Below are 20796 nucleotides of genomic sequence, written 5' to 3'. Positions count from 1 at the left end.
CGGGACCGGCCGGCGGAGAAACGTCGACCGGGCCGGGCCGTCAGGGCGGTGGTTGGGTCAGACCGGGTGCCCGGTCACCGGGCGGCTCGGTCTCGTGGATGGCGAGTTCCTCGGCGGTCGGCCCGCCGCCGGCCGAGCCCGCGTCGGCGGCGATCGCATTGGTCTCGGTGTCGTCGCGGCTGCCCTCGTCCGGCTCGACCAGCCGGCCCACGGTCGGCGAGGTCGGCCCGCCCAGGATGCCGTGATCGTAGATCGACACCGCGGAGGCGGGGTCCGAGGTGGGACCCGGATCGATCACGTCCGCGTCGAGTTGGGCCTGTGCGGCGGCCTCGTCGCTGTCCGCCTCGGCCGCTATCGCCGGGTCGACCGGCCCGGCGAGCGGGTCGTCGATCGCGGGTTCGGGCAGTTCACGCGCGATCTTGTAGTCGACCGACTCGCCGTCGAGCTGCTCCTGCGCGGTGTTGCCGAACCGGTCCACCGCCTGCGGCAGGTCGGCCGGTAGCGCGGCGGGCTCGGGGCCGTCCGCCTCCCGGCCCGTGGCGACGTCGTCCCCGGCGGTCGAGTCGTCGTCGGCGGTGCCGGGCAGGCCCTCGGCCTCCGGGTCGGACAGGGGTACGGGAAAGTCGTCATCGCGCATACCGAGGGAACTACCCGTTGCCCAACGGGCATAACCGGCCGGTGGCGTCCCGGTGTCCGGGCACCGTGACCGTCTGACTGGTTCGTCCCGGCGCACCCGCCCGGCCGGGTCGGTGTCCCATTCCATAATGGACCGCCGGGCCCGCCGTACCCGATCGGGATCAACCGGCGCGGTTGCCCGCGCGGCGTTCGTGCCGGTCCGGGGCCGGGCGCGCGGCCCGCGACCGACCGGGGTCGCCGACCGGTTCGGGTACGTCCCGGCCGATCGTCCGGTACGCCGGACGCCCCGGGGCGTCCGGGCGTCGGCGTCCGGGCGGCCCGAGTTGGAGGTTTCGGCTCCGCCGGGCCCGGTTAACGGGAGACTCTGATCGAAAGCCCGTTGGCCCAGTCACCCGCACGGCGCGCCAGCCACCGGGAGACCGCCCCCGGCCAGCCTGCCGCTGGCCCGGCCGCCCTCGATGGAGGTGACCCGATGCGTGTCGGCCTCGTCCGCGCCCACGCCGGCCCACCCGGCCCGTCCAGCACGGCGACCGGCACCCGGCAACACGTGGCGCGGGTAGCCGCCGAACTCAGCGGCAGAGGCCACGACGTACGGGTCTACGAGCGGCGGGACGACCCGGAGCTACCGGACACCACCGACGCCGACGGTTACCGGGTGGAACGGGTCCCGGTCGGCCCGTCGGCGCCCGCACCGACGGCCAGCCTGGTGCCGCACGTGTCCGAGTTCGGGCGCTGGCTGATCGAACACTGGTCCGGTGGCTGGGCCCCGGACGTGGTGCACGGGCACTTCTGGATCGGCGGCCTGGCGGCGGCGAGCGCCGTACGGGAGACCAGCATCCCGGTCGTGCAGACCTTCCACTCGCTCGGTGTCGAGCAACTGCGCCACCTCGGCCGGGCGTACGCCGGTCCGGGGGAGCGGATCGCGTTGGAGCGGGCCCTGACCCGGGTGGTCGACCTCGCGGTGGCCCAGTCGACCGACGAGGTGGACGAGTTGACCCGGATGGGGCTGGACCGGGCGGCGGTGACGGTGGTGCCCGCCGGCGTCGACATCGACCGGTTCACCCCGGACGGCGAGGCGGTCCCCCGCGACCGTCGGTCCCGGATCCTCTCCGTCGGCGGCCTGTCGCCCGGACACGGACAGGAGGACCTGATCCGGGCACTGCGCCTGGTCGGCGACGCCGAACTGATCATTCTCGGCGGCCCGCCCGCCGACGAGCTGGACGGGGATCCGGAGGCCGGCCGGATCCGCGAACTGGCCGCGCAGAACGGCGTCGGCGAGCAGGTACGCCTGGTCGGCGACGTGCCGCACGACCGGATGCCGGCCTGGTACCGCTCGGCCGACGTGGTCGCCTGCACCCAGCGCTACGCCGCCGCCGGGCGGGTGCCGCTGGAGGCGATGGCCTGCGGGGTGCCGGTCGTCGGCTACGCGCTGGGCGGCATCGCCGACACCGTGGTGGACGAGGTCACCGGGCGGCTGGTCCCGCCCGGTGACGTACGCGGGCTCGGCGTGACCCTGCGCCGGCTGCTCACCGACGACGCCCGACGATTCGCGTACGGGCACGCGGCGGTGGACCGGGTGCGGTGCAGTTACACCTGGGAACGGACCGCGGGTGCGCTCGAACGGGTCTACGAGAAGGTCGTCCGCCTGCGCAACCCCGACGCCGAACTCTGAGCCGCCGTCGCGCGGTGCACCTGATCGGGGTGGCCGCCGCCGGCAGCGACCGTGGTCCGGGCCCGCCGGCAGCGACCGTGGTCCGGGCCCGCGGGTCGGCTACACCGGGACGCGGGGCGTCTGCCGGGGCGCGCTCGTGGTGACCTGGTGCTGCGGCTGGGCGTACCGGGTCAGGCCGACCACGGTGGCGAGGGTGAGCAGGAAACCGAACCCGGCCAGCCACTCCCGTCCCGGCCAGATCTTGTCGCCCAGCACCAGCAGGCCGACCACCGCCGCCGGAAGCGCACCGGCGGCGTCCATCGCGGCGACCGCGGCGGTCGTCGAACCCCGCTGCATGGCCAGCCCGAGCAGCAGCTGCCCGACGATCGAGTGCACGATGAGCAGGTAGAGCAACGGGTTGCGGACGCAGGACCCGAACGACTCGACCGAGGCCAGTGGCCGGGCGGAGACCGCCGCCGCGGAGAAGGCCAACCCGGCCAGCGCGCCCAGGGCCACCGAACCCGGAGCACCGTGCAGACGTACGGCGAAGAAGCCCAACAGACCGATCAGGCCGAGGGTCGCGGCCAGCGCCACCACGACGGCCGGGCCGAGCGGCCGGGAGTGCGCCGGCCGCGCGGCCAGCACCAGCGCGGTGATGCCGACCAGGAGCAGCACCAGCAGCAGCACCTCGGTGACCGGCAGCCGCCAGTCGAGCAACAGCACGCCGAGCAGCGCGGTGACCCCGAGCCCGGCCGCCACCGCGGCCTGGACCAGGAACAGCGGCAGGTCCCGGCGGGCCAGGAAGGCGAGCACGAAACCGAGCGCCTGGCAGCCCACCCCCAGCAGGTACGTGCGCTGGCAGGCCAGGCGCAGCAGCAGGCCGGGATCGAAGCTGTGGTGGACCGTGGTCCGGGTGGCGGCCACCGACTGGAGCAGGTTGGCGACACCGTAGGCGACGATCATGCCCGCCAGGAAGCACCAGCCCGCAGAAGCCATCCGGCGAGGATAGAGGTTCCCGGACCGGCCCGCCGGGTTGGCCGGATACCTGTCCAGAAGGCCGTCCCGGCCGCCGATGCACCCGCGCAGCGCGCGTCCGAGCAGCCAAAACGGTGCGGGCGGGCGGCTAGCCGAGCCGTTGCAGCAGGTCGGAGTGCAGGAGTCCGTTGCTGGCCACGGCGCTGCCGCCGGCCGGACCGGGGCGACCGGCGAGGTCGGTGAAGGTGCCGCCGGCCTCGGTGACGATGGGAATCAGGGCGGCCAGGTCCCAGAGCGACAACTCCGGTTCGACCATGATGTCGACCGCCCCCTCGGCGACCAGCATGTAACCGTAGAAGTCGCCGAACGCGCGGCTGCGCCAACCGCCCTGGATGAGTTCCAGCATTGCCGGCAGCCGCCCGTTCTCGGCCCAGCCGTCGAGCGACGAGTAGCAGACGCTGGCGTCGGCGAGTCGCCGTACGCCGGAGACCTTGATCGGGGTGGCCGCGGCGGTGTGCTTCCCGGCGTACGCACCGTGGCCGGTGGCGGCCCACCAGCGGCGGCCCAGGGCCGGTGCGGAGACCAGACCGACCACCGGTTGGTCGTCCTCCATCAGGGCGATCAGGGTGGCCCAGATCGGCACCCCGCGGACGAAGTTCTTGGTGCCGTCGATCGGGTCGATCACCCACTGCCGGCTGCCCGCCCCGGCGGCCGCGGGCGAGGTGCCGTACTCCTCGCCGAGGACTCCGTCGCGGGGGCGGGTGCGGGCCAGGGTGGCCCGGATCGCGCGTTCGACCGCCTGGTCCGCGTCCGTCACCGGGGTCAGGTCCGGCTTCGACTCGACGTGCAGGTCGTGTGCCCGGAACCGGGCCGTCGAGATCGAGTCGGCGGTGTCGGCGAGCACGTGGGCGAGGGACAGATCATCCGCATACCGGGCCATGGCCGGAAAGGTAGCGGAGATCCGTGGTTCGTGCGATCAGGGACGCGCCGTCCGCGTGGCGCGGGCGCGTCGCCCGAAACCCGACCCCGTCCGGCCGGCGGTCGGTCCGGGTGGGCTATTCGGTCTCGCCCGCGCGGGACGCCAGCAACCGACGGTACGACGCCAGCCGGCGCGTGTCCGCGTGCCCGGCCGCAACCCAGGCCGGCAGCGCACACTCGGCCTCGGCGGCGGTGTGCTCGCAGTTGGGCGGGCAGTTCACCGTCCCCTCGACCAGGTCGGCGAAGCCGTGCAACAGGCTGTTGGCGGAGACGTGGGCGAGCCCGAAGCTCCGGATCCCCGGCGTGTCGATGATCCAGCCGGCGGCGACGTCCCGCCCCGCCTGCGGGGCGGCCCCGCCCGTCGGCAGCGGGGGCAGGTGCAGTGCCACGGCGCTGGTCGAGGTGTGCCGGCCCCGACCGATCGCGCTGACCACGCCGACCGCCCGGTCGGCGTCCGGCACCAGCCGGTTGACCAGGGTGGACTTGCCCACCCCGGAGTGGCCCACCATCACCGAGACCCGGTCGCCGAGCATCCGGCGCAGCTCCGCCAGGTCGGAGTCGGGCCGGACCAGCACGTGCCGGAGATCCAGCTCGGCGTAGTAGTCGAGCACCTCCTCCGGCCCGGCCAGGTCCGACTTGGTCAGGCAGAGCAGCGGCTCGACGTCCGCGTCGTACGCGGCCACCAGGCACCGGTCGATGAACCCGGTACGCGGTGGCGGGTCGGCCAGCGAACTGACGATCACGAGTTGGTCGGCGTTGGCCACCACCACCCGCTCCAGCCGGCCCTCGGGGGTGGTGTCGTCGTCGTCGGCGGTACGCCGCAGCACCGACCTGCGCTCGGCGATCCGGACGATCCGGGCCAGCGCACCGTCCCGGCCGGTGGTCTCCCCGACCAGGAACACCCGGTCGCCGACCACCACCGACTTGCGGCCCAGCTCGCGGGCCCGCATCGCGGTGACCATGGGTGCGGCGGCCGATCCGTCGTCCGGCCCGTGCCGCTCCCCGTCGTCCTCGGAGAGCACGCAGATGTAACGACCCCTGGCGACGGTGACCACGAACGCGGGTACGGCGTCCTCGTGTGCGGGCCGGTTGCGGGTACGGGGGCGCGACGAACGGCCCGGCCGGATCCGGATGTCCTCCTCGCGGTACTCCCGCCGTTTGCCGGTCAGCTCAGCCCCCTCGATGCGTGCCGTGTCCGCGTGGCGCGGGACGGAGCGGGGCTCGGCTGCTACGCGTTTCCGTCGCCGGCCACCATCGCTGACCATAGTGCCGGGAATTCCGGCAGGGTTTTCGAGGTACACCCCACGTCGTCCAGTTCGATCCCGGGGACGGTCAGCCCGATCACGGCGGCGGCGTGCGCCATCCGGTGGTCGGCGTAGGTGCGGAAGGTGCCGCCGTGCATCGGCCGGGGGTGGATCTCCAGCCCGTCCGGTGACTCGACCACGTGCGCCCCGAGGCTGGTCAGCTCGTGGGCCAGGGCGGCCAGCCGGTCGGTCTCGTGGCCCCGGATGTGCTTCACCCCGTACAGCCGGGACGGGCCGTCGGCCAGGGCCGCGAGGGCGGACAGCACCGGGGTCAGCTCGCTGACGTCGGAGAGATCCGCCTCGATGCCCCGGATCACCCCGGTGCCGCGTACGGTCAGCCCGTCGGTGTCCAGCGTCACCTCGCCGCCCAACCGGCGCAGCAGCGTACGCAGGGTGTCGACCGGTTGCAGGCTGTTGTGCGGCCAGTCGGCCAGAGTCACCGAGCCGCCGGTGACCAGGGCGGCGGCGAAGAACGGCACCGCACCGGAGAGGTCCGGCTCGATGTCCCAGCCGCGCCCGGAGAGGCGGCCCGGCTCGACCACCCAGACGTCGGGCGTGGTGTCGTCGATGCCGGCCCCGGCGGCGCGCAGCATCTGCACGGTCATCCGCAGGTGTGGGGCGGACGGGACCGGCGGGCCGACGTGCCGCACGGTGATGCCGTGGGTGAACCGGGGCGCGGCGAGCAGCAGCCCGGAGACGAACTGGCTGGAGGCCGAGGCGTCGATGACGACCTCGCCGCCGGTCACCTCGCCGGTGCCGTGCACGGTCAGCGGCAGCAGGTCCCCGGCGGCGGCGTCGATGCGTACGCCGACGCTGCGCAGCGCCGCGAGCAGCGGGCCGACCGGGCGGGTACGGGCGACCGGGTCGCCGTCGAAGGTGACCGGTCCGTGCGCCAGCCCGGCCACCGCCGGTGCGAACCGCATGATGGTGCCGGCCAGGCCGACGTCGATGTGGGCCGGGCCGCGCAGCGGGTTCGGCCGGACCAGCCAGCGTTCCTCGTCGACGGTCGACACCTGGGTGCCGAGGGCGCGCAGCCCGGCGGCCATCAGCTCGGTGTCGCGGGCCCGCAGCGGCCGGCGGAGGGTGGACGACCCGACCGCGACGGCGCTCAGGACGAGGGCGCGGGCGGTCATCGACTTGGAGCCGGGCAGGGTGAGCGTCGTCACCACCGGGTCGGTCGCGGTCGGCGCGCTCCACGGTTGGGCGGGACGGGTCGCGGTCAGGTTTGCCACGCCTTCATTCTGCCGCGCCGGACCGGAACGCCGGACTCGGCGGTCCGGCCGCTCCCGCTTGCCGGGACGGGCGGGTGCGCGGGTGATCTCCGCTGGTCGGTCGGTTGATCTCGGTGCGGCGACAGGTTGATCTCGGGGACGGCCGGTCCCGGATCGACGGGCTAGCGTTGACGGCATGTGTGGGAGGTACGCGACAACCCGCAGCGCCGCGGATCTGAGCCAGCTCTTCGAGTCGTACGACGAGACGGGCGGCCGGCTCGACGCCGACTACAACGTGGCGCCGACCGATCCGGTGCCGATCGTCCGGATGTCCGCCAGCGCCGGGCCGACCGCCACCGGTAACCGCAGCGACGCCACCGGCGAACCTCCGGTGCCCCGGCGGGCCCTCTCGGTCGCCCGGTGGGGCCTGGTGCCGAGCTGGGCGAAGGACGCCCGTGGCGGTGCGCGGATGATCAACGCGCGGGCCGAGACGGTCGCCACCACCAACGCGTACGCCCGGTCGTTCGCCCGGCGCCGCTGCCTCGTCCCGGCCGACGGTTGGTACGAGTGGGTACGCGGGGACGGCGGCACCAAACAGCCGTACTTCATGACGCCCGCCGATGGCGGAGTGCTCGCCCTCGCCGGCCTCTGGTCGGTCTGGAAGGGCCCGGACGGCCCACTGCTGAGCTGTAGCGTGATCACCACCCCGGCCGTCGGTGAGCTGGCCGACGTACATGATCGGATGCCGTTGCTGCTGGCTCCGGAGCGCTGGACCGACTGGCTCGACGGCGGCGATTCGTCGACGCATCTGCTGGCGCCGCCGTCCGCGCGAATGCTCGCCGGAATCGAGATCCGTCCGGTCGGCCGGGGCGTCGGCGACGTCCGCAACGACGGCCCGGAACTCGTCGCGCGGGTCGATGCGCCCCCATTGCGTACGGGCCCCGCGACGTCTGACGCATTGACGCTTTTTTGAGCGTTCAGTGCCACATTGGCGCGTACTGATTTGCCAGAGTTAGGGGTGAATCGTCGCCCCGGACTTCATGCAGGTTCCCGGCAAACCCTTGTCTCCGCCCGCAATAGTGCGATAGAACACAGCGCCGGCAGTGGGTACGGATTCGCACCGGGCGGGTGAGGCCCACCGATCATGCCGGTCCCACGGGGGAGGTGGGTGGATGACACGGGCGCGGATGCCACGCCCGCACGAGGTTGCCGCGGCACGACGGGACCCGCGATTGTTGCGGGCAGTGGCGGAGCGGCAACTTGACGATGCCTGGCGTACCAGGGGTGTGTGCCAGAGCGTGGACCCGGAAACATTTTTTCCGGCACCGAGTGAACCGGCGGATGCGGCGGTTGCGCTCTGTCGTGGCTGCGATGTCCAGGGCGCATGTCTGGCCTGGGCGTTGGAGGTGGGCGACTGTCACGGCGTCTGGGGCGGCACCACGCCCCGGGAACGCCGGGCCATGCTGGTCGCCTGGCGGGGCCAGGTGCAGCGTGATCCGGATGCGGTGGTCGACGACGGCGGACCGCCGGTACGCGATCGGCTGCTGACGCTGGTGCCATTGAGCCGCTGACCGGTGCCACCGAGCCGCTGACCCGACAACCGAGCGGGTGAGCCGGCAGCCGAGCCGCTGACCCGACAACCGGGCGGGTGGGCCGGCGAACCGGGCGGGTGAGTCGACGGCCGGACGGGCCGGCGCGCTTCCGGTGGGGGGCAGAATGGCCGGGTGCTCCACGGTGACCAGGTTGTCAATACCCCGAGAGGGCCCGCGCGGGTGGACGTCGACCCGCCGGACGCCGGCTCGCCCGTCAGTCTGCTGGTGCTGGGCCATGGTGCCGGCGGTGGCGTGGACGCACCCGACCTGATCGCCCTGCGCGATCAGGCGGGCGCGTCCGGCGTCACTGTGGCTCGAATCACACAGCCGTACCGGGTCGCCGGCCGGCGGGCACCGGCACCGGCGAACCACCTGGACGAGGCGTGGGCGGCCGTGGTCGCCGTACTGGTGGATCGGTATCCGGGGGTGCCGCTCGTGGTCGGCGGGCGGTCCAGCGGTGCCCGGGTGGCGTGCCGGACCTCGGTCACGACCGGTGCCGTCGGCATCGTGGCGCTCGCCTTCCCGCTCCACCCGCCGGGCCGGCCCGAGCGTTCCCGCGCGCCGGAACTGCTGACCGGGCTGCCCACCCTGGTGCTCAACGGCGACCGGGACCCGTTCGGCGTGCCGCCGTCGGCCGCCGGCGTAGACGTGATCGTCCGCCCCGGCGAAGGGCATGACCTGCGCCGGGATCCGGCCGGTACGGCGGCCCTCGCGGTGACCTGGCTACGGCAGCGGGGCTGGGCCCGGTAACGGCCAATCCGACGGTCATTCCGACCGGCTCCCGACCCGGAACCGGACCGTTTCCCCGACCGTTGGTGATCGTTGCTTTTCATGATGCCGGACACCCGAGGGGACTGCACCACATCAGGTAGGACGAGGGGCCGGCGTCATCCTCCCAGGCCCTTCCTGGTCCCAGCCGTGGACGGCCCCAGCCAAGGGTTGCCGGCCGGGACCAGGGATGGGGCCAGGATCACCGGAATGCCCCGCCGGTCGCCGAGCGTTACAACTCCCGGAAGCTACTCAGCGCGAGGGGGTTGACCGGTGCCGACCGAAACACGGAATCCGGAGCGCGCCGACCACGACACGGGTCCACGCCGCAGGGTGGGTGACCCACACGCGGTTCGGGCGACACGCGAACTGCGTACGGTGAGCACCGGCACGGCCGGAACCCAATCTACGAGGCCTCTTTTCCGCGTATCCTCGGCGGGAAAGTCGACTGGTTCCGTGGCGTCGCTGGCGCCGACGGGGCTGGTCCTGAGCACGCCCCGGCCGGCCGTTTCCGGCCGCTCCCGGGACGTGCAACCGAGGCGGGGGGATGTGCGGTTGACACGACCGGACAAGGCGACGGACGAGCGTCGGGCGCGGTTCGAGCGCGACGCCCTGCCCTTCGTCGATCAGCTCTACGCCGCCGGCCTGCGGATGACCCGCAATCCGGCCGACGCGGAGGATCTGGTCCAGGAGACCTTTTTGAAGGCTTATGCGGCTTTTCACCAGTTCGAAGAGGGCACCAACCTCAAGGCCTGGCTCTACCGCATCCTGACCAACACGTACATCAACTCGTACCGGCGTCGGCAGCGTCAGCCGATCCAGGCGCCGACCGAGGAGATCACCGACTGGCAGTTGGCCGAGGCGGAGTCACACACCTCCAGCGGCCTGCGGTCGGCCGAGACCGAGGCACTGGACCGGTTGCCGGACAGCGACGTCAAGCAGGCGTTGCAGCAGTTGCCGGAGGAATTCCGGCTGGCCGTCTATCTGGCTGATGTCGAGGGCTTCTCCTACAAGGAGGTCGCGGACATCATGGGAACCCCCATCGGTACGGTAATGTCCCGGCTGCACCGGGGTCGGCGCAATCTGCGCAAGCTGCTAGAGCGTTACGCCGCAGACCGGGGTTTCCACGCCGCGGCGACGTCCAAGGACTCTGCCGCAGCCGGCCGGGAGGTGTAGAACCGTGAGTTGCGGTGAACCACACGAGACCGATTGCCGTGAGGTGCTTGCCGAGGTCTATCTGTACCTCGACCTGGAATGCGCTGACGAGCGACGGAATCTGATTCGCGACCATCTCGACGATTGCACCGGATGCCTGCGCGAGTACGGCATCGAGCAGGAGGTGAAGGCGCTGGTCGCCCGCTGCTGCGGCAACGAGACCGCGCCGACGGAGTTGCGTGAGCGGCTCCGGATCCGCCTCACCGAGTTGGTCTTCGAAACCGATCAGTCCCAGTCGCGGGAGTACCTGCCGGACTGAGCCGGCGTGGGTGGCCGGGCCGAACATCGGCCGCGCTGCCGACGTACCTATCCGATCATGCGTGCCGACGTCGGTGCGTATCCGATCGTGCGCTCTTCGCTGTTGTGTCCCGCGCGGGCCCTGGTTCAGGGCCCGCGGCGGGACCGCCGAGCATCTCCGCCTGGCGGCGTCGAGCCTCGGTCAGGAGTTGGGGCGCTTGCCGTGGTTGGCGGCGCTCTTCTTGCGGGCCTTCTTCTTGCGAGACTTCTTCGCCATGCTGGTCTCCCGTCGGACAGGTTCTCCCGGGACCGGGAGTTGACCCGATGATGTTAGTCCGCCCCGCCGCGGCCCCGGCGCGGGCCGGCGCATGATTGGATACCGTTCGCATGGAACACCGCGCCGACGAGGGAGGGACCACACGATGGCCGAGGAGATTCGCGCCGAGATGGTGGCGAACGTCTGGAAGGTCGTCGCCACCGCGGGCGACACCGTTTCCGAGGGCGACACGCTGGTGATTCTCGAATCGATGAAGATGGAGATCCCGGTTGTCGCGGAGTCTGACGGAGTGCTCAGCCAGCTCGCGGTCAACGAGGGCGACGTGGTGCAGGACGGTGACCTGATCGCGGTCATCGAATGACCGACCTGCTCGTCCGGGCGGCGGTGCCCGCCGAGTTCGCCACGATCGCCGGACTGACCGTGGCGGCGTACCGGGCGAGTGGTCAGCTCAACAGCGAGCACGACTACACCAGTACGTTGAACGACGTCGCCGGGCGGGCGGCAGCGGGCGAGCTGCTGGTGGCCGTCGACACGCGTACCGACGAGGTGGTCGGGTCGGTGCTGTTCGTGCTGCCCGGCACCCCGTACGCGGAACTCTCCGGTCCCGGTGAGGCGGAGTTCCGGATGCTCGCGGTCGATCCGGCGGCGCAGGGCCGGGGCGTCGGCGAGACGCTGGCCCGGACCTGCGTGGCCCGAGCGGCGGAGTCGGGCGCGGACGCGGTGGTGATCTGCGTACGGGACTTCGTGACCGGCGCGCAGCGGCTGTACGCCCGGCTCGGTTTCGTCCGTACCCCGGAGCGGGACTGGTCCCCGGGTGTCGGGGTGGACCTGCTGGCGCTGCGCCTGGAGCTGGCTCCGGCCACCGCCCGTACGGGTGCCGCCGCCTGAAGTTGTCGTGCGCCCGGCGGGATCCCGCCGGGCCATGGACACCCCCGATCGGGGCCGCCCGGTCAGGGCGTGACGCTGATCCGGTCGAGCAGTTCGTGCGCGATTTCCAGCGCGATGTCGCGCCGCTGCACGTCGCTGATCTCCGGGCTGCGGATCGCGAACCAACTGCTGTGTACGGCGAACAGCGCGAGCGCGGCCCGCAGTTGCGCGGTCGGTGAGTCTTCGGGCGAGGCCAGCACGGTGGCGAGCTGGAGCAGCCGCTCGCGCATCATCTGCCCGGCCGGCAGGCTCTTGAGCACCGTCTGGTTCTGGTCGAAGAACCGCATCACCGAGTGCCCGGTGCTGCTGCTGCCGAAGAACTCGTCGGCGTAGCGGCTGAGCAGTTCCCGCCGCCGGGCCGCCACGTCGGTCGGCGGCTCCGCGCCCATCTTGATCAGCCCGTCGAGCCGGCCGAGCCGGTCCTCCACGAAGCTGTTGACGATGTCGTCCTTGCTCTTGAAGTGGTAGTAGAGGGCGGCCTTGGTCACGCCCAGCCGCTCCGCGATCTCGCGCAGCGAAGTCTTCTCGTAGCCCTGCTCGGTGAAGAGTTCGAGCGCGACCGCCTGGATGCGGGCTCTGGTGTTGCCTGTGTTGTCAGACACCTGAACCCCCCAAATGTCTAATTGGCTTGACTTGACCTGGTGCCCAGCTTACCGTACGGCTAGTAAGGGAACTAGCCGGCCGGCAAGTAAGTTGGTCACAGCTCAGGGGGAGCTTACCGATGACCCAGACCGAGCAGGCGGTGGCACGACCGAACATCCGGGTCGTGCTCGCCGGTCTCATGATCGCGATGATGCTCGCGATGCTCGACAACATGATCGTCAGCACCGCGCTACCCCGGATCGTGGGGGAGTTCGGCGGGCTGAACCACTTCACCTGGGTAGTGACGGCATACGTGCTGGGCACCACCGTCTCCACGCCCATCTGGGGAAAGCTCGGCGACCTGTACGGCCGCAAGGCGGTCTTCCTCACCTCGATCGTGATCTTCCTGATCGGTTCGGCGCTCTGCGGCATGGCCGGCTCGTCGGTCTTCGGCGGGACCAAGGACGGCATGATCCAGCTCATCGCGTTCCGGGCCGTACAGGGCCTCGGGGCCGGTGGCCTGATGGTCGGCGTGATGGCCATCATCGGTGACCTGGTGCCGCCCCGCGAGCGCGGCCGCTACCAGGGCCTGATGGCCGGCATCATGGCCATCGCCATGGTCGCCGGACCGCTGGTCGGCGGCTTCATCACCGACAACCTCTCCTGGCGCTGGGCGTTCTACGTGAACCTGCCGCTGGGCGGCCTCGCGCTGATCGTCCTGATCACCCGGATGCACCTGCCGAAGTACCGGACCGAACACCGGATCGACTGGCTCGGCGCGGCCCTGCTGTCGATCGGCATCACCGCGATCGTGCTGATCACCACCTGGGGCGGCAACGAGTACGACTGGGCGTCCGGGCAGATCCTCGGGCTGACCGCACTCGCGGTGCTGAGCCTGATCGCCTTCGCCCTCGTCGAACGGCGGGTGCCGGAGCCGATCCTGCCGCTGAACCTCTTCACCAACCGCAACTTCGCGGTCATCTCGGCGGTCGGCTTCCTGCTCGGCTTCGCCATGTTCGGCGCGATGAACTTCCTGCCGCTGTTCCAGCAGACCGTGCAGGGGGCGTCGGCGACCAACAGCGGCCTGCTGTTGCTCCCGCTGATGTTCGGCATGCTGGTCGTCTCGATCGTCGCCGGCCGGGTGATTACCAAGACCGGCAGGTACCGGATCTTCCCGATCATCGGCGGGGTGGCGATGACCGCCGGTATGGCGCTGCTGATGATGATCGACGTACACACGAGCAAGACCGTGCTCTCGCTCTACATGGTCGTACTCGGCGTCGGCATGGGCTTCCTGATGCAGACCTCGATGCTGATCGCACAGAACAGCGTCGAACAGAAGGACCTCGGTGCGGCCAGCGGCGCGGCGACCTTCTTCCGGTCGATCGGTGGCTCGTTCGGCATCTCGCTGTTCGGTGCGATCTTCGCCAACCGGCTGCACGACAGCCTCGCCGATCGGCTCGGTGCGCCGGCCGCGGAGCAGCTCACCACCGGTGGCGGGGGCGGCGTCGACCCGGCGAAGCTGGGCGAACTGCCGGCCAACGTACGCGACGCGGTGCTCGGCGGGCTGGCGGACTCGATCTCCGGCGTCTTCACCTGGGCGGTCTTCTTCGCCGCTGCGGTAGCGGTGCTGGCCTGGTTCATCAAGGAGATCCCGTTGCGCGACAGCAACGGCCCCGCCGACGGGACCCCGGAGGAGCAGGCCGAGACCGCCCTGGCCAACGCTCCGGTGCACTAGCGCTCTCCGTACCCCCGCACTCGCCGATCCTGCGGCTGTGGCACCCGGACCGTCCACCGGTCCGGGCCACCCACACCGCGGGGTCGGCGAGTTGTTTTAGCGGCTTGCCGCCAGCGGCGCGACAGCCGTCAGGAGCGGCGCAGGTGCCGCCAGAGGCGGGACAGCCAGCCGGGCGGCCTCGGCGCGGGTGAGTCGGCGGCCAGGACCGCACGGGCGGTGGCCCGCGTACCGGGGTCGATCTCGGGGGTGGCCAGCACCAACTGGGCCAGCGAGCGGGCGATCGAGACCGGCCGCTGCCGGGCCACGGCGACCGTGTCGGCGAGCCGCTCAGCGGCGATCGCGGCCACGTCGGCGCGGACCGTCGGATCGACCCAGGCCGCGGTGACCAGCGCACAGAGCGCCGCCTCGGTGACCCAGTCCTCGACGCCCCAGACCAGGTCCACCAGGACCCGGCGCCGGGTCGAGGAGTCCCACGGCTCGTCGGTGCGGTGGTGCAGCAGCCCGAGACAGGCCCACACCTGCACGCACCGGACCCAGAGGGTGGGGTCGTGTTCGGCCAGTGTGCGGCCCAGCGGGGTGGTCGGCGGCGCGGGCGGGTGCACCAGCAGCCCCAGCAGGTCGTCGACCTCCAGCGTGGCCAGCCCCACCGCGGCGTCGTACGCGGCCGGCGGGTGCGGCCAGGCCGGATGGGCGAGCTGCCGGATCCGGTCGACCGCGGTCGGCGACGGAGCCGGCAGCGCCGGTACGGCGATAGTGCCCTGGTAACTCCAGAGCCGTCGGGCCGACGACCGCCGGGGCTCCCGGATATCCGGCGCGGCCACCTCGGCCACCTCAACGGCCAACCCCGGTACGGCCGCCGCGACCGCCCGCATCGCGCTCGGCGGCTCCAGCCCGCTCAGCCGCAACTGCCCGCCCCGGACCGGGCCCTCGTCCGCCAGCACCTGCCGGAGCACGTTGGTGACCGCCTCGCCGGCCGCCGGGATCTGGCCCAGCCAGGGCTGGCCCTGGCAGCACTCGGCCAGGTCGCCGTGCTCGTGGGTGTCGTCCGGGTGGTCACGGCGGAAGTCGGCGAGCGCCACCAGGTGCTCCAACCGGCCGTCGCGCTGGTAACGCAACCGGTGGCCGGTGTGCACCGCGCAGTCGAAGGTGGGGTCCCGGACCAGCGCGCGGTCGATCCAGCCGAGTGCCTCGTCCAGGCGCCCGTGGTCGGCCAGGGTGCCGGCGATGTCGGCGTACACGGAAAGGTCTTCGGGGTCGTGCTCGACGGCCCGGTTCAGCGCGGCGAGCGCCTCGGCGGTGCGCCCGGCGCTGCGGTAGGCGTAACCGAGCCACACCTCGGCCAGCTTCGACGGTTTGCTCCGGGCCCCGGCCTCCGCCCAGCCCACCGCCTGATCGATCGCGCCGACCCGGCGGGCCAGCGCGGACGCGGCGCCCAGCAGCAGGCCATGGTCCGGGTACGTGTCGATCGCGTGCCGGGCCAGCAGCAGGTACGGCCGCAGCGGCTCCCGTTCGTCCTCGTCGACCGGGTCGGCGACGGCGGCGCAGATCTGCATCAGCAGTCGGGCGATCTGCTCCGGATCGAGCTGGGCCGGCAGTTCGGGGGTGCTGACCCAGGGCACCCCGGCCCAGTCCGCGCCGGGCGCGTGCGCGGTGGCGGCGGCGAGCAGTTCGAGGCCCTCGTCGGGTCTGCCGGTGGCGGCGAGCAGGTGGGCGCGGGCCACCACGGCACCGATGAACGGGTGGTGGTCGAGCGGGAAGAGGTCCACCCCGCCCTCGCTGCGGGCGGCCAGCCGGGCCAGCACCTCGTGCACCTCGGGCATGGTCGGCGCGTACGCGAGCGCGCCCGCGAGGTGGCCGGCGGCGTGCCTCAGGTCGCCCTCGTCCAGGGCCAGCCGGGCCAACGCCAGCTCACCCTCGGCCGACAGCCGCGGGTCGTCCATTCCCTCGGACACGGTTGTCGACCTCTCGTCGCGCGATCGTTCCCCCCTGGGTCGGGAAGCCTAAAGCATGATCGGGATGGGCGGTGATTGTCTGCGCAATACTGCTTGGTTGATTGCTCGGAAGCTTCCGATCGTGCAAGACTGAGCATGAAACGCGCGGCTATCGCGCATGATGGGGAGGTCCTCGTGGCACATCCGGGAGCCGGTATGGCGGCCGACATCGCCGAGCAGCCGGCCGGTTTCGCGCGACTGCTGGAGCCCGCACACGCCGAGGCGATCGCCCGGATCGCCGCCGTCATCGCGCAACGCCGCCCCCGGCACGTCGTGTTCACCGCCCGCGGCACCTCCGACCACGCCGCGCTCTACGCCGCGTACCTCACCGAGATCCGGCTCGGTCTGCCCGCCGGGCTCGCCTCGCCGAGCGCCGTCACCCTCTTCGGTGCCCGCCCCGACCTGTCCGACGCACTGGTCATCGGGGTCAGCCAGAGCGGCGGCTCATCCGACCTGGCCGAGGTGCTGCGACAGGCCCGCGCCTCCGGCGCCCTCACCCTCGCCGTCACCAACAACCCCGACTCGCCGCTGACCGGGGTCGCCGAACTCTCCGTCGACGTCGCCGCCGGACACGAACGGGCGGTCGCCGCCACCAAGACGTACACCGCCGAGCTGTTCGCCCTGCTGATGCTCATCGAAGGGATACGCGCCGGCAACGGCGTACTGCCCGAGGAGGAACGGGCCGCGCTCGCCGGACTGCCCGAACTGGCGGAACGTACGCTCGCCGACCCGACCGCCGGCCAGCTCGCCAGCCGCTACCGGTTCGCCGCCCGGGTCGTCACCACCGGCCGGGGCTACGCCTACCCGACCGCCCGCGAGGCGGCGCTGAAACTGATGGAAACCTCGTACCTGCCGGCACTCGCCTTCTCCGGCGCCGACCTGCTGCACGGGCCGCTCGCCATGACCGACCCGGACGTACCGGTGCTCGCGGTCGTCGGCGCCGGCCCCGGCGGCACGGCCATGCGCGAGGTGCTCGCCCGGGTCGGCGAGCGCGGGGCCGACGTGGTCGCGATCGGGCCGTCGGACGTGCCCGGAGCCACCGCCCGGCTGGTCGTGCCACAGGTCGACGAGCGGTACGCCCCACTGCTGGACATCCTGCCGTTGCAGCAGCTGGCACTGTCGCTCGCGCTGGCCCGGGGCGAGGATCCGGACGCCCCGCGGGGTCTGCACAAGGTCACCTCCACCCTCTGAACGGTTGCCGTGGCGACCCGGGAGCCCGGACGTGGCAGGCTTGCCTGATGTCCACGCTGCGCGACCTAGCCGAGGAGCACACGCTGCTCCGCCCGGCCGACATCGACCACCTGCACCGGGTCGCCGGCGACTGGCAACTCCTGTCCGACCTCTCCTTCGCCGACCTACTGCTCTGGGTGCCGGTCGACGGCGACAACGACGCGTTCCTCTGCGTGGCCCAGGTACGCCCGACCACCGCCCCGACCGCGTACCAGGACGACCAGGTGGGGCGGATCGTCGGCGGGCCGGAGGTGGCCCACCTGACGATCGCGTACACCCAGGGGCGGATCTGGCGCGAGGGTGACCCGGTCTGGTACGGCGACACCCCGGCCCGGCACGAGGCGATCCCGGTCCGGCTGCGTAGCGCCGACGGCGAGTCGGGCGAGGTGATCGCGGTGGTCGGACGGGACACCAACCTCTCCACCGCCCGCACCCCGAGCCAACTGGAGCTGAACTACCTCACCACCGCCGACGACCTGGCCCAGATGCTCGCCGACGGCACCTTCCCACCGCCCCGGCACCCGGGCGAGACCACCTCGGCCCCCCGGGTCGGGGACGGGCTGGTCCGGCTCGACGCCAGCGGCAAGGTCACCTACGCCAGCCCCAACGCGCAGTCGGCGTACCGCCGGCTCGGGTTCGCCTCCCACCTGGTGGGGGAGGACCTGGCCGCGCTCAACACCCGGCTCGCCGCCGACCCGCTCGACGGCACCGAGGCGGGCAACCGGGTGCTGGCCGCGTTGCGCGGCGAGGCGCCGGCCCGCCGGGAGATCGAGGCGCGCGGGGCGACCGTCTTGACCAGGGCGTTGCCGCTGATGCCCGCCGGGGTGCCGATCGGCGCGCTGGTCCTGGTCCGCGACATGACCGAGGTACGCCGCCGCGACCGCGCCCTGATCACCAAGGACGCCACCATCCGGGAGATCCACCACCGGGTGAAGAACAACCTCCAGACGGTCGCGGCGCTGCTGCGCCTACAGGCCCGCCGGGTCGACATACCGGCAGCCAAGGCGGCACTGGAGGAATCCGTACGCCGGGTCGCCTCGATCGCGCTCGTACACGAGACCCTCGCCATGTCCAGCGACGAGGCGGTCGAGTTCGACGGGATCGTCGACCGGGTCGCCTCCGCCGCCACCGAGGTCGCCGCGACCGAGGTGGCGGTACGGATGCGCCGGGAGGGGACGTTCGGCGTACTGCCGGCGGAGATCGCCACCTCGCTGGTGATGGTCCTCAACGAGCTGCTGCTCAACGCCGTCGAACATGGCTTCCCCCCGCCCGAGGAAGAGGGGGGCGTGGAGGAGGGCACCGCCGAGGTCGTCGTGTCGGCGCACCGCTTCCGCAAGCAGTTGCACGTGACCGTCGCCGACAACGGCCGGGGCCTGCCCGCCGACTTCGACGCCGCCAAGGGCAGCCGCCTCGGTCTCCAGATCGTCCGCGCCCTCGCCACCGGCGAACTAGCCGGCACCATCGAGCTCCGCAACCGCACCGAAGGCGGCACCGAAGCCGTCCTAGTAGTCCCCCTGGGCAAACGCTAACCCCCTCCCTCCCTCCTCCCCTCCCTGCGTGCCCCGCCGATACGCCCCGTCGATCTAGGGCATATACGTGCTAGTGAATCTCTAATCACCACCATTTGCCCTAGATCGACGGCGAGAAGGGCGGGGGCACGAGGGGGCGGGGGCAGGGGGCAGGGGGGCTAGGGGCGGGTTAGGAGGGTGAGGGTTAGGCCGGGGAGGGGCCAGGTCTTGGTGATCTGGAAGGTGTGGCGGAGGGCGGTTTCCTTGGCGGGGGTGGCGGCGGACAGGGGGTCGGCGGGGTGGTTGCCGAGGGTGAGGAGCCAGACGCGGGTGACGGTGGTCAGGCAGGTGGCCGGTTGGGGGCACTCGGGGGTGTCCAGGGTGGCGGCGGCGACCGGGCCCTCGGTTGCCAGCACGTCACGCGGGTGGTGCTCGCGTAGGTGGTAGAGGACGGCGATGTCGAGGGAGGCCCGCATGTCGCGGGGGGAGTAGACGATGCCGTCGCCGGGCTGCTGGTGGGCGCCGATGATGCGGGTGGCGGCCGGGTAGTCGATCGGCGCCGAGCGTGGCGTCTCGTGCGTACGGCGGAGGCTGGCCTGGGCCGGGGCGCCGAGCAGCCCGGCGAGGGCGACCACCGGCAGCGCCCAGCGCAGCCGCAGCGGCGCGAGCGGGCCGGCGGCGAGCAGGCAGGCGAACGGCACCGTGAAGAGCAGGTAGCGGGGCACCCAGAGCGGGGTGAGCAGGCCGCCGACGTACAGCAGGGCGACCGGGAGCAGCCCGCAGGCGCCGAGCACCACACCCCGGCGTCCCCGGCTGACCAGGCCGATCGCGGCCAGCCCGACCAGCAGGCCGCCGACGGTGCCGCTCTGCAACAGCTCACCCGGCAGGTCGGGCAGGTCGGTGAGGGTCGGCGAGCGGACCCAGCCCAGTTGCCGGGCCTGCTGGTCGCGGCCGAGCCGGGCCAACGGTGCCAGGACAAGGATCGGCGGTACGAGGGCGAGCAGCCAACGGCCGAGTCGGCGGTCGTGGTGCTGGCGCCAGGCGAGCAGCACCGCCACGGCGTGCCCGAGGACCAGACTCGTCGCCAGCAGGTGCGACAGGCCCAGGCCGACCAGTGCGGCGGCGTAGCCGGTCCAGCGCCACCAGCCGGGGCGGTCCAGCGCCCGTACCAGGAGCAGGGTGGCGAGTACGGCGAACAGGGTGGCCAGGGCGTACGGGCGGGCCTCCTGGGCGTACCGGGAGGTGCTCGGCAGGACGGCGAAGAGCAGCCCGGCGATCAACCCGATCCGCCCGCCGAACAGCCGCCGGCCGAGTACCGCGATCAGCGCCGCCGCGCCGGCCAGGCTCAGGGTGGCGGGCAGCCGCAGGGCGGTCACCGAGTCGCCGAAGAGTTCGATCCAGCCGTGCATCAGCAGGTAGTACGCGACCGCGACGCCGTCGATGTTGGCGGCCAGCCGGAACAGGTCGCCGGTGGGTCGGGAGGCGGCGCTCCAGGTGGCGAGTTCGTCCCGCCACAGCGGGGCGTGGTCGATCTGCACCAGGGCGATCGCCAGGGTCAGCAGGGCGGGCCAGAGTGGTGCGGTTCGGGCCAGCCAGCGGGGAAGTCCGGGGTCGGAGCCGGTGCCGGGGCGGGCGGATCGCTCATCGGTGTCGATCGGTACCGATGGCGGCACAGCCCGGTGATGACCACCCACGGTCGCCGCCTTATGACGTCATGCGACAAAAATGCGGTTCGCGGTATTAGCCGGAATATTGGTCATATTAACGTGAAGCAAGCCACAGTGTGGTCCGGGATGCGGGATCGGGGCATCGGCTCGGTGGTTCGGGGCCCGGTGGTGTGGCAGCATGGCCGGTATGACCGCCGTCGAGGGCCGCGTCGTGACGCTGGGGCTGACCTGCCGCCGTCACGTCGACTACGGCCGCGTACGTAGCGCGATCTGTCCGGCTTACTGACGCCACCTGGACCATTCCAGTCT

20 protein-coding genes are annotated in these 20796 nt (G+C 72.3%); 11 read left to right on the top strand and 9 right to left on the bottom strand.

What is annotated here, in order from left to right:
- Nucleotides 1–40: 40 nt before the first annotated feature.
- Nucleotides 41–637 (bottom strand): DUF5709 domain-containing protein, encoded by a 597-nt coding sequence (locus tag OG792_RS28975; RefSeq protein WP_329104190.1) that lies wholly within the window; start codon nt 635–637, stop codon nt 41–43.
- Between the two features lie 471 nt (nt 638–1108).
- Here OG792_RS28975 and OG792_RS28970 point away from each other — a divergent pair, with 471 nt between their 5' ends.
- Entirely contained in the window at nt 1109–2308 is a 1200-nt protein-coding gene (locus OG792_RS28970) for a glycosyltransferase (RefSeq protein ID WP_329104188.1), read from the top strand.
- Nucleotides 2309–2407: 99 nt separating this feature from the next.
- Here the strand turns inward: OG792_RS28970 and OG792_RS28965 are convergent, their stop codons facing one another.
- The 4 genes from OG792_RS28965 to aroA all read right to left on the bottom strand — a co-directional run bounded on the left by OG792_RS28965 (nt 2408) and on the right by aroA (nt 6776).
- Complete coding sequence (locus OG792_RS28965; RefSeq protein ID WP_442932514.1) at nt 2408–3250, bottom strand: hypothetical protein; 843 nt, start codon at nt 3248–3250, stop codon at nt 2408–2410.
- 160 nt (nt 3251–3410) lie between these two features.
- Entirely contained in the window at nt 3411–4202 is a 792-nt protein-coding gene (hisN, locus tag OG792_RS28960; protein WP_329104185.1) for a histidinol-phosphatase, read from the bottom strand.
- Nucleotides 4203–4317: 115 nt separating this feature from the next.
- The gene (rsgA, locus tag OG792_RS28955) at nt 4318–5409 is read right to left on the bottom strand and encodes a ribosome small subunit-dependent GTPase A (protein ID WP_329111496.1); all 1092 of its coding nucleotides are present in this window, start codon (nt 5407–5409) and stop codon (nt 4318–4320) included.
- A gap of 59 nt (nt 5410–5468) precedes the next feature.
- Nucleotides 5469–6776 carry a 3-phosphoshikimate 1-carboxyvinyltransferase gene (gene aroA, locus OG792_RS28950; RefSeq protein WP_329104183.1) on the bottom strand — a complete coding sequence of 436 codons (1308 nt, stop codon included), beginning with the start codon at nt 6774–6776 and terminating at the stop codon, nt 5469–5471.
- A 175-nt stretch (nt 6777–6951) separates the two neighbouring features.
- Here aroA and OG792_RS28945 point away from each other — a divergent pair, with 175 nt between their 5' ends.
- The 5 genes from OG792_RS28945 (at nt 6952) to rsrA (ending at nt 10589) form a co-directional block, all read left to right on the top strand.
- Entirely contained in the window at nt 6952–7728 is a 777-nt protein-coding gene (locus OG792_RS28945) for an SOS response-associated peptidase (protein ID WP_329104180.1), read from the top strand.
- 199 nt (nt 7729–7927) lie between these two features.
- A complete protein-coding gene (locus OG792_RS28940; RefSeq protein WP_329104179.1) occupies nt 7928–8326 on the top strand; it encodes a WhiB family transcriptional regulator in 399 nt (132 codons plus the stop codon).
- A gap of 153 nt (nt 8327–8479) precedes the next feature.
- Nucleotides 8480–9097: an alpha/beta hydrolase family protein gene (locus tag OG792_RS28935; RefSeq protein ID WP_329104176.1), complete on the top strand. Its 618-nt coding sequence runs from the start codon at nt 8480–8482 to the stop codon at nt 9095–9097.
- A gap of 291 nt (nt 9098–9388) precedes the next feature.
- Nucleotides 9389–10291: a sigma-70 family RNA polymerase sigma factor gene (locus OG792_RS28930; protein ID WP_442932320.1), complete on the top strand. Its 903-nt coding sequence runs from the start codon at nt 9389–9391 to the stop codon at nt 10289–10291.
- 4 nt (nt 10292–10295) lie between these two features.
- On the top strand, nt 10296–10589 hold the full coding sequence (gene rsrA, locus OG792_RS28925) for a mycothiol system anti-sigma-R factor (RefSeq protein WP_329104174.1): 294 nt from the start codon (nt 10296–10298) through the stop codon (nt 10587–10589).
- A gap of 180 nt (nt 10590–10769) precedes the next feature.
- On the opposite strand, the gene OG792_RS34855 is transcribed toward rsrA, so the two are convergent.
- Nucleotides 10770–10844 carry a 50S ribosomal protein bL37 gene (locus OG792_RS34855; RefSeq protein WP_369814844.1) on the bottom strand — a complete coding sequence of 25 codons (75 nt, stop codon included), beginning with the start codon at nt 10842–10844 and terminating at the stop codon, nt 10770–10772.
- 145 nt (nt 10845–10989) lie between these two features.
- Between OG792_RS34855 and OG792_RS28920 the strand changes: the two genes are divergently transcribed.
- Nucleotides 10990–11205 carry a biotin/lipoyl-binding carrier protein gene (locus OG792_RS28920; RefSeq protein WP_329104172.1) on the top strand — a complete coding sequence of 72 codons (216 nt, stop codon included), beginning with the start codon at nt 10990–10992 and terminating at the stop codon, nt 11203–11205.
- Nucleotides 11202–11732, top strand: coding sequence for a GNAT family N-acetyltransferase (locus OG792_RS28915; protein ID WP_329104170.1), 531 nt, complete (start codon nt 11202–11204; stop codon nt 11730–11732). The genes OG792_RS28920 and OG792_RS28915 overlap by 4 nt, the downstream gene beginning before the upstream one ends.
- Before the next feature lie 62 nt (nt 11733–11794).
- Here OG792_RS28915 and OG792_RS28910 read toward each other — a convergent pair whose 3' ends face one another.
- Nucleotides 11795–12373: a TetR/AcrR family transcriptional regulator gene (locus OG792_RS28910; RefSeq protein WP_329104168.1), complete on the bottom strand. Its 579-nt coding sequence runs from the start codon at nt 12371–12373 to the stop codon at nt 11795–11797.
- 119 nt (nt 12374–12492) lie between these two features.
- On the opposite strand from OG792_RS28910, the gene OG792_RS28905 reads away from it, so the two are divergent.
- The gene (locus OG792_RS28905; RefSeq protein WP_329104166.1) at nt 12493–14091 is read left to right on the top strand and encodes an MDR family MFS transporter; all 1599 of its coding nucleotides are present in this window, start codon (nt 12493–12495) and stop codon (nt 14089–14091) included.
- A 128-nt stretch (nt 14092–14219) separates the two neighbouring features.
- Here the strand turns inward: OG792_RS28905 and OG792_RS28900 are convergent, their stop codons facing one another.
- Nucleotides 14220–16031, bottom strand: a complete 1812-nt coding sequence (locus OG792_RS28900; RefSeq protein WP_329111494.1) for a tetratricopeptide repeat protein — start codon at nt 16029–16031, stop codon at nt 14220–14222.
- Nucleotides 16032–16238: 207 nt separating this feature from the next.
- On the opposite strand from OG792_RS28900, the gene OG792_RS28895 reads away from it, so the two are divergent.
- Complete coding sequence (locus tag OG792_RS28895; protein WP_329111493.1) at nt 16239–17273, top strand: SIS domain-containing protein; 1035 nt, start codon at nt 16239–16241, stop codon at nt 17271–17273.
- A 47-nt stretch (nt 17274–17320) separates the two neighbouring features.
- A complete protein-coding gene (locus OG792_RS28890; protein WP_329104164.1) occupies nt 17321–18841 on the top strand; it encodes a sensor histidine kinase in 1521 nt (506 codons plus the stop codon).
- Nucleotides 18842–18999: 158 nt separating this feature from the next.
- Here OG792_RS28890 and OG792_RS28885 read toward each other — a convergent pair whose 3' ends face one another.
- Nucleotides 19000–20412 (bottom strand): glycosyltransferase family 39 protein, encoded by a 1413-nt coding sequence (locus OG792_RS28885; protein WP_329111492.1) that lies wholly within the window; start codon nt 20410–20412, stop codon nt 19000–19002.
- Nucleotides 20413–20796 lie beyond the last annotated feature (384 nt).

The sequence above is a fragment of the Micromonospora sp. NBC_01699 genome, assembly GCF_036250065.1.
Lineage (GTDB): Bacteria > Actinomycetota > Actinomycetes > Mycobacteriales > Micromonosporaceae > Micromonospora_G.
This window is presented reverse-complemented; position numbering and strand designations above follow the sequence as displayed.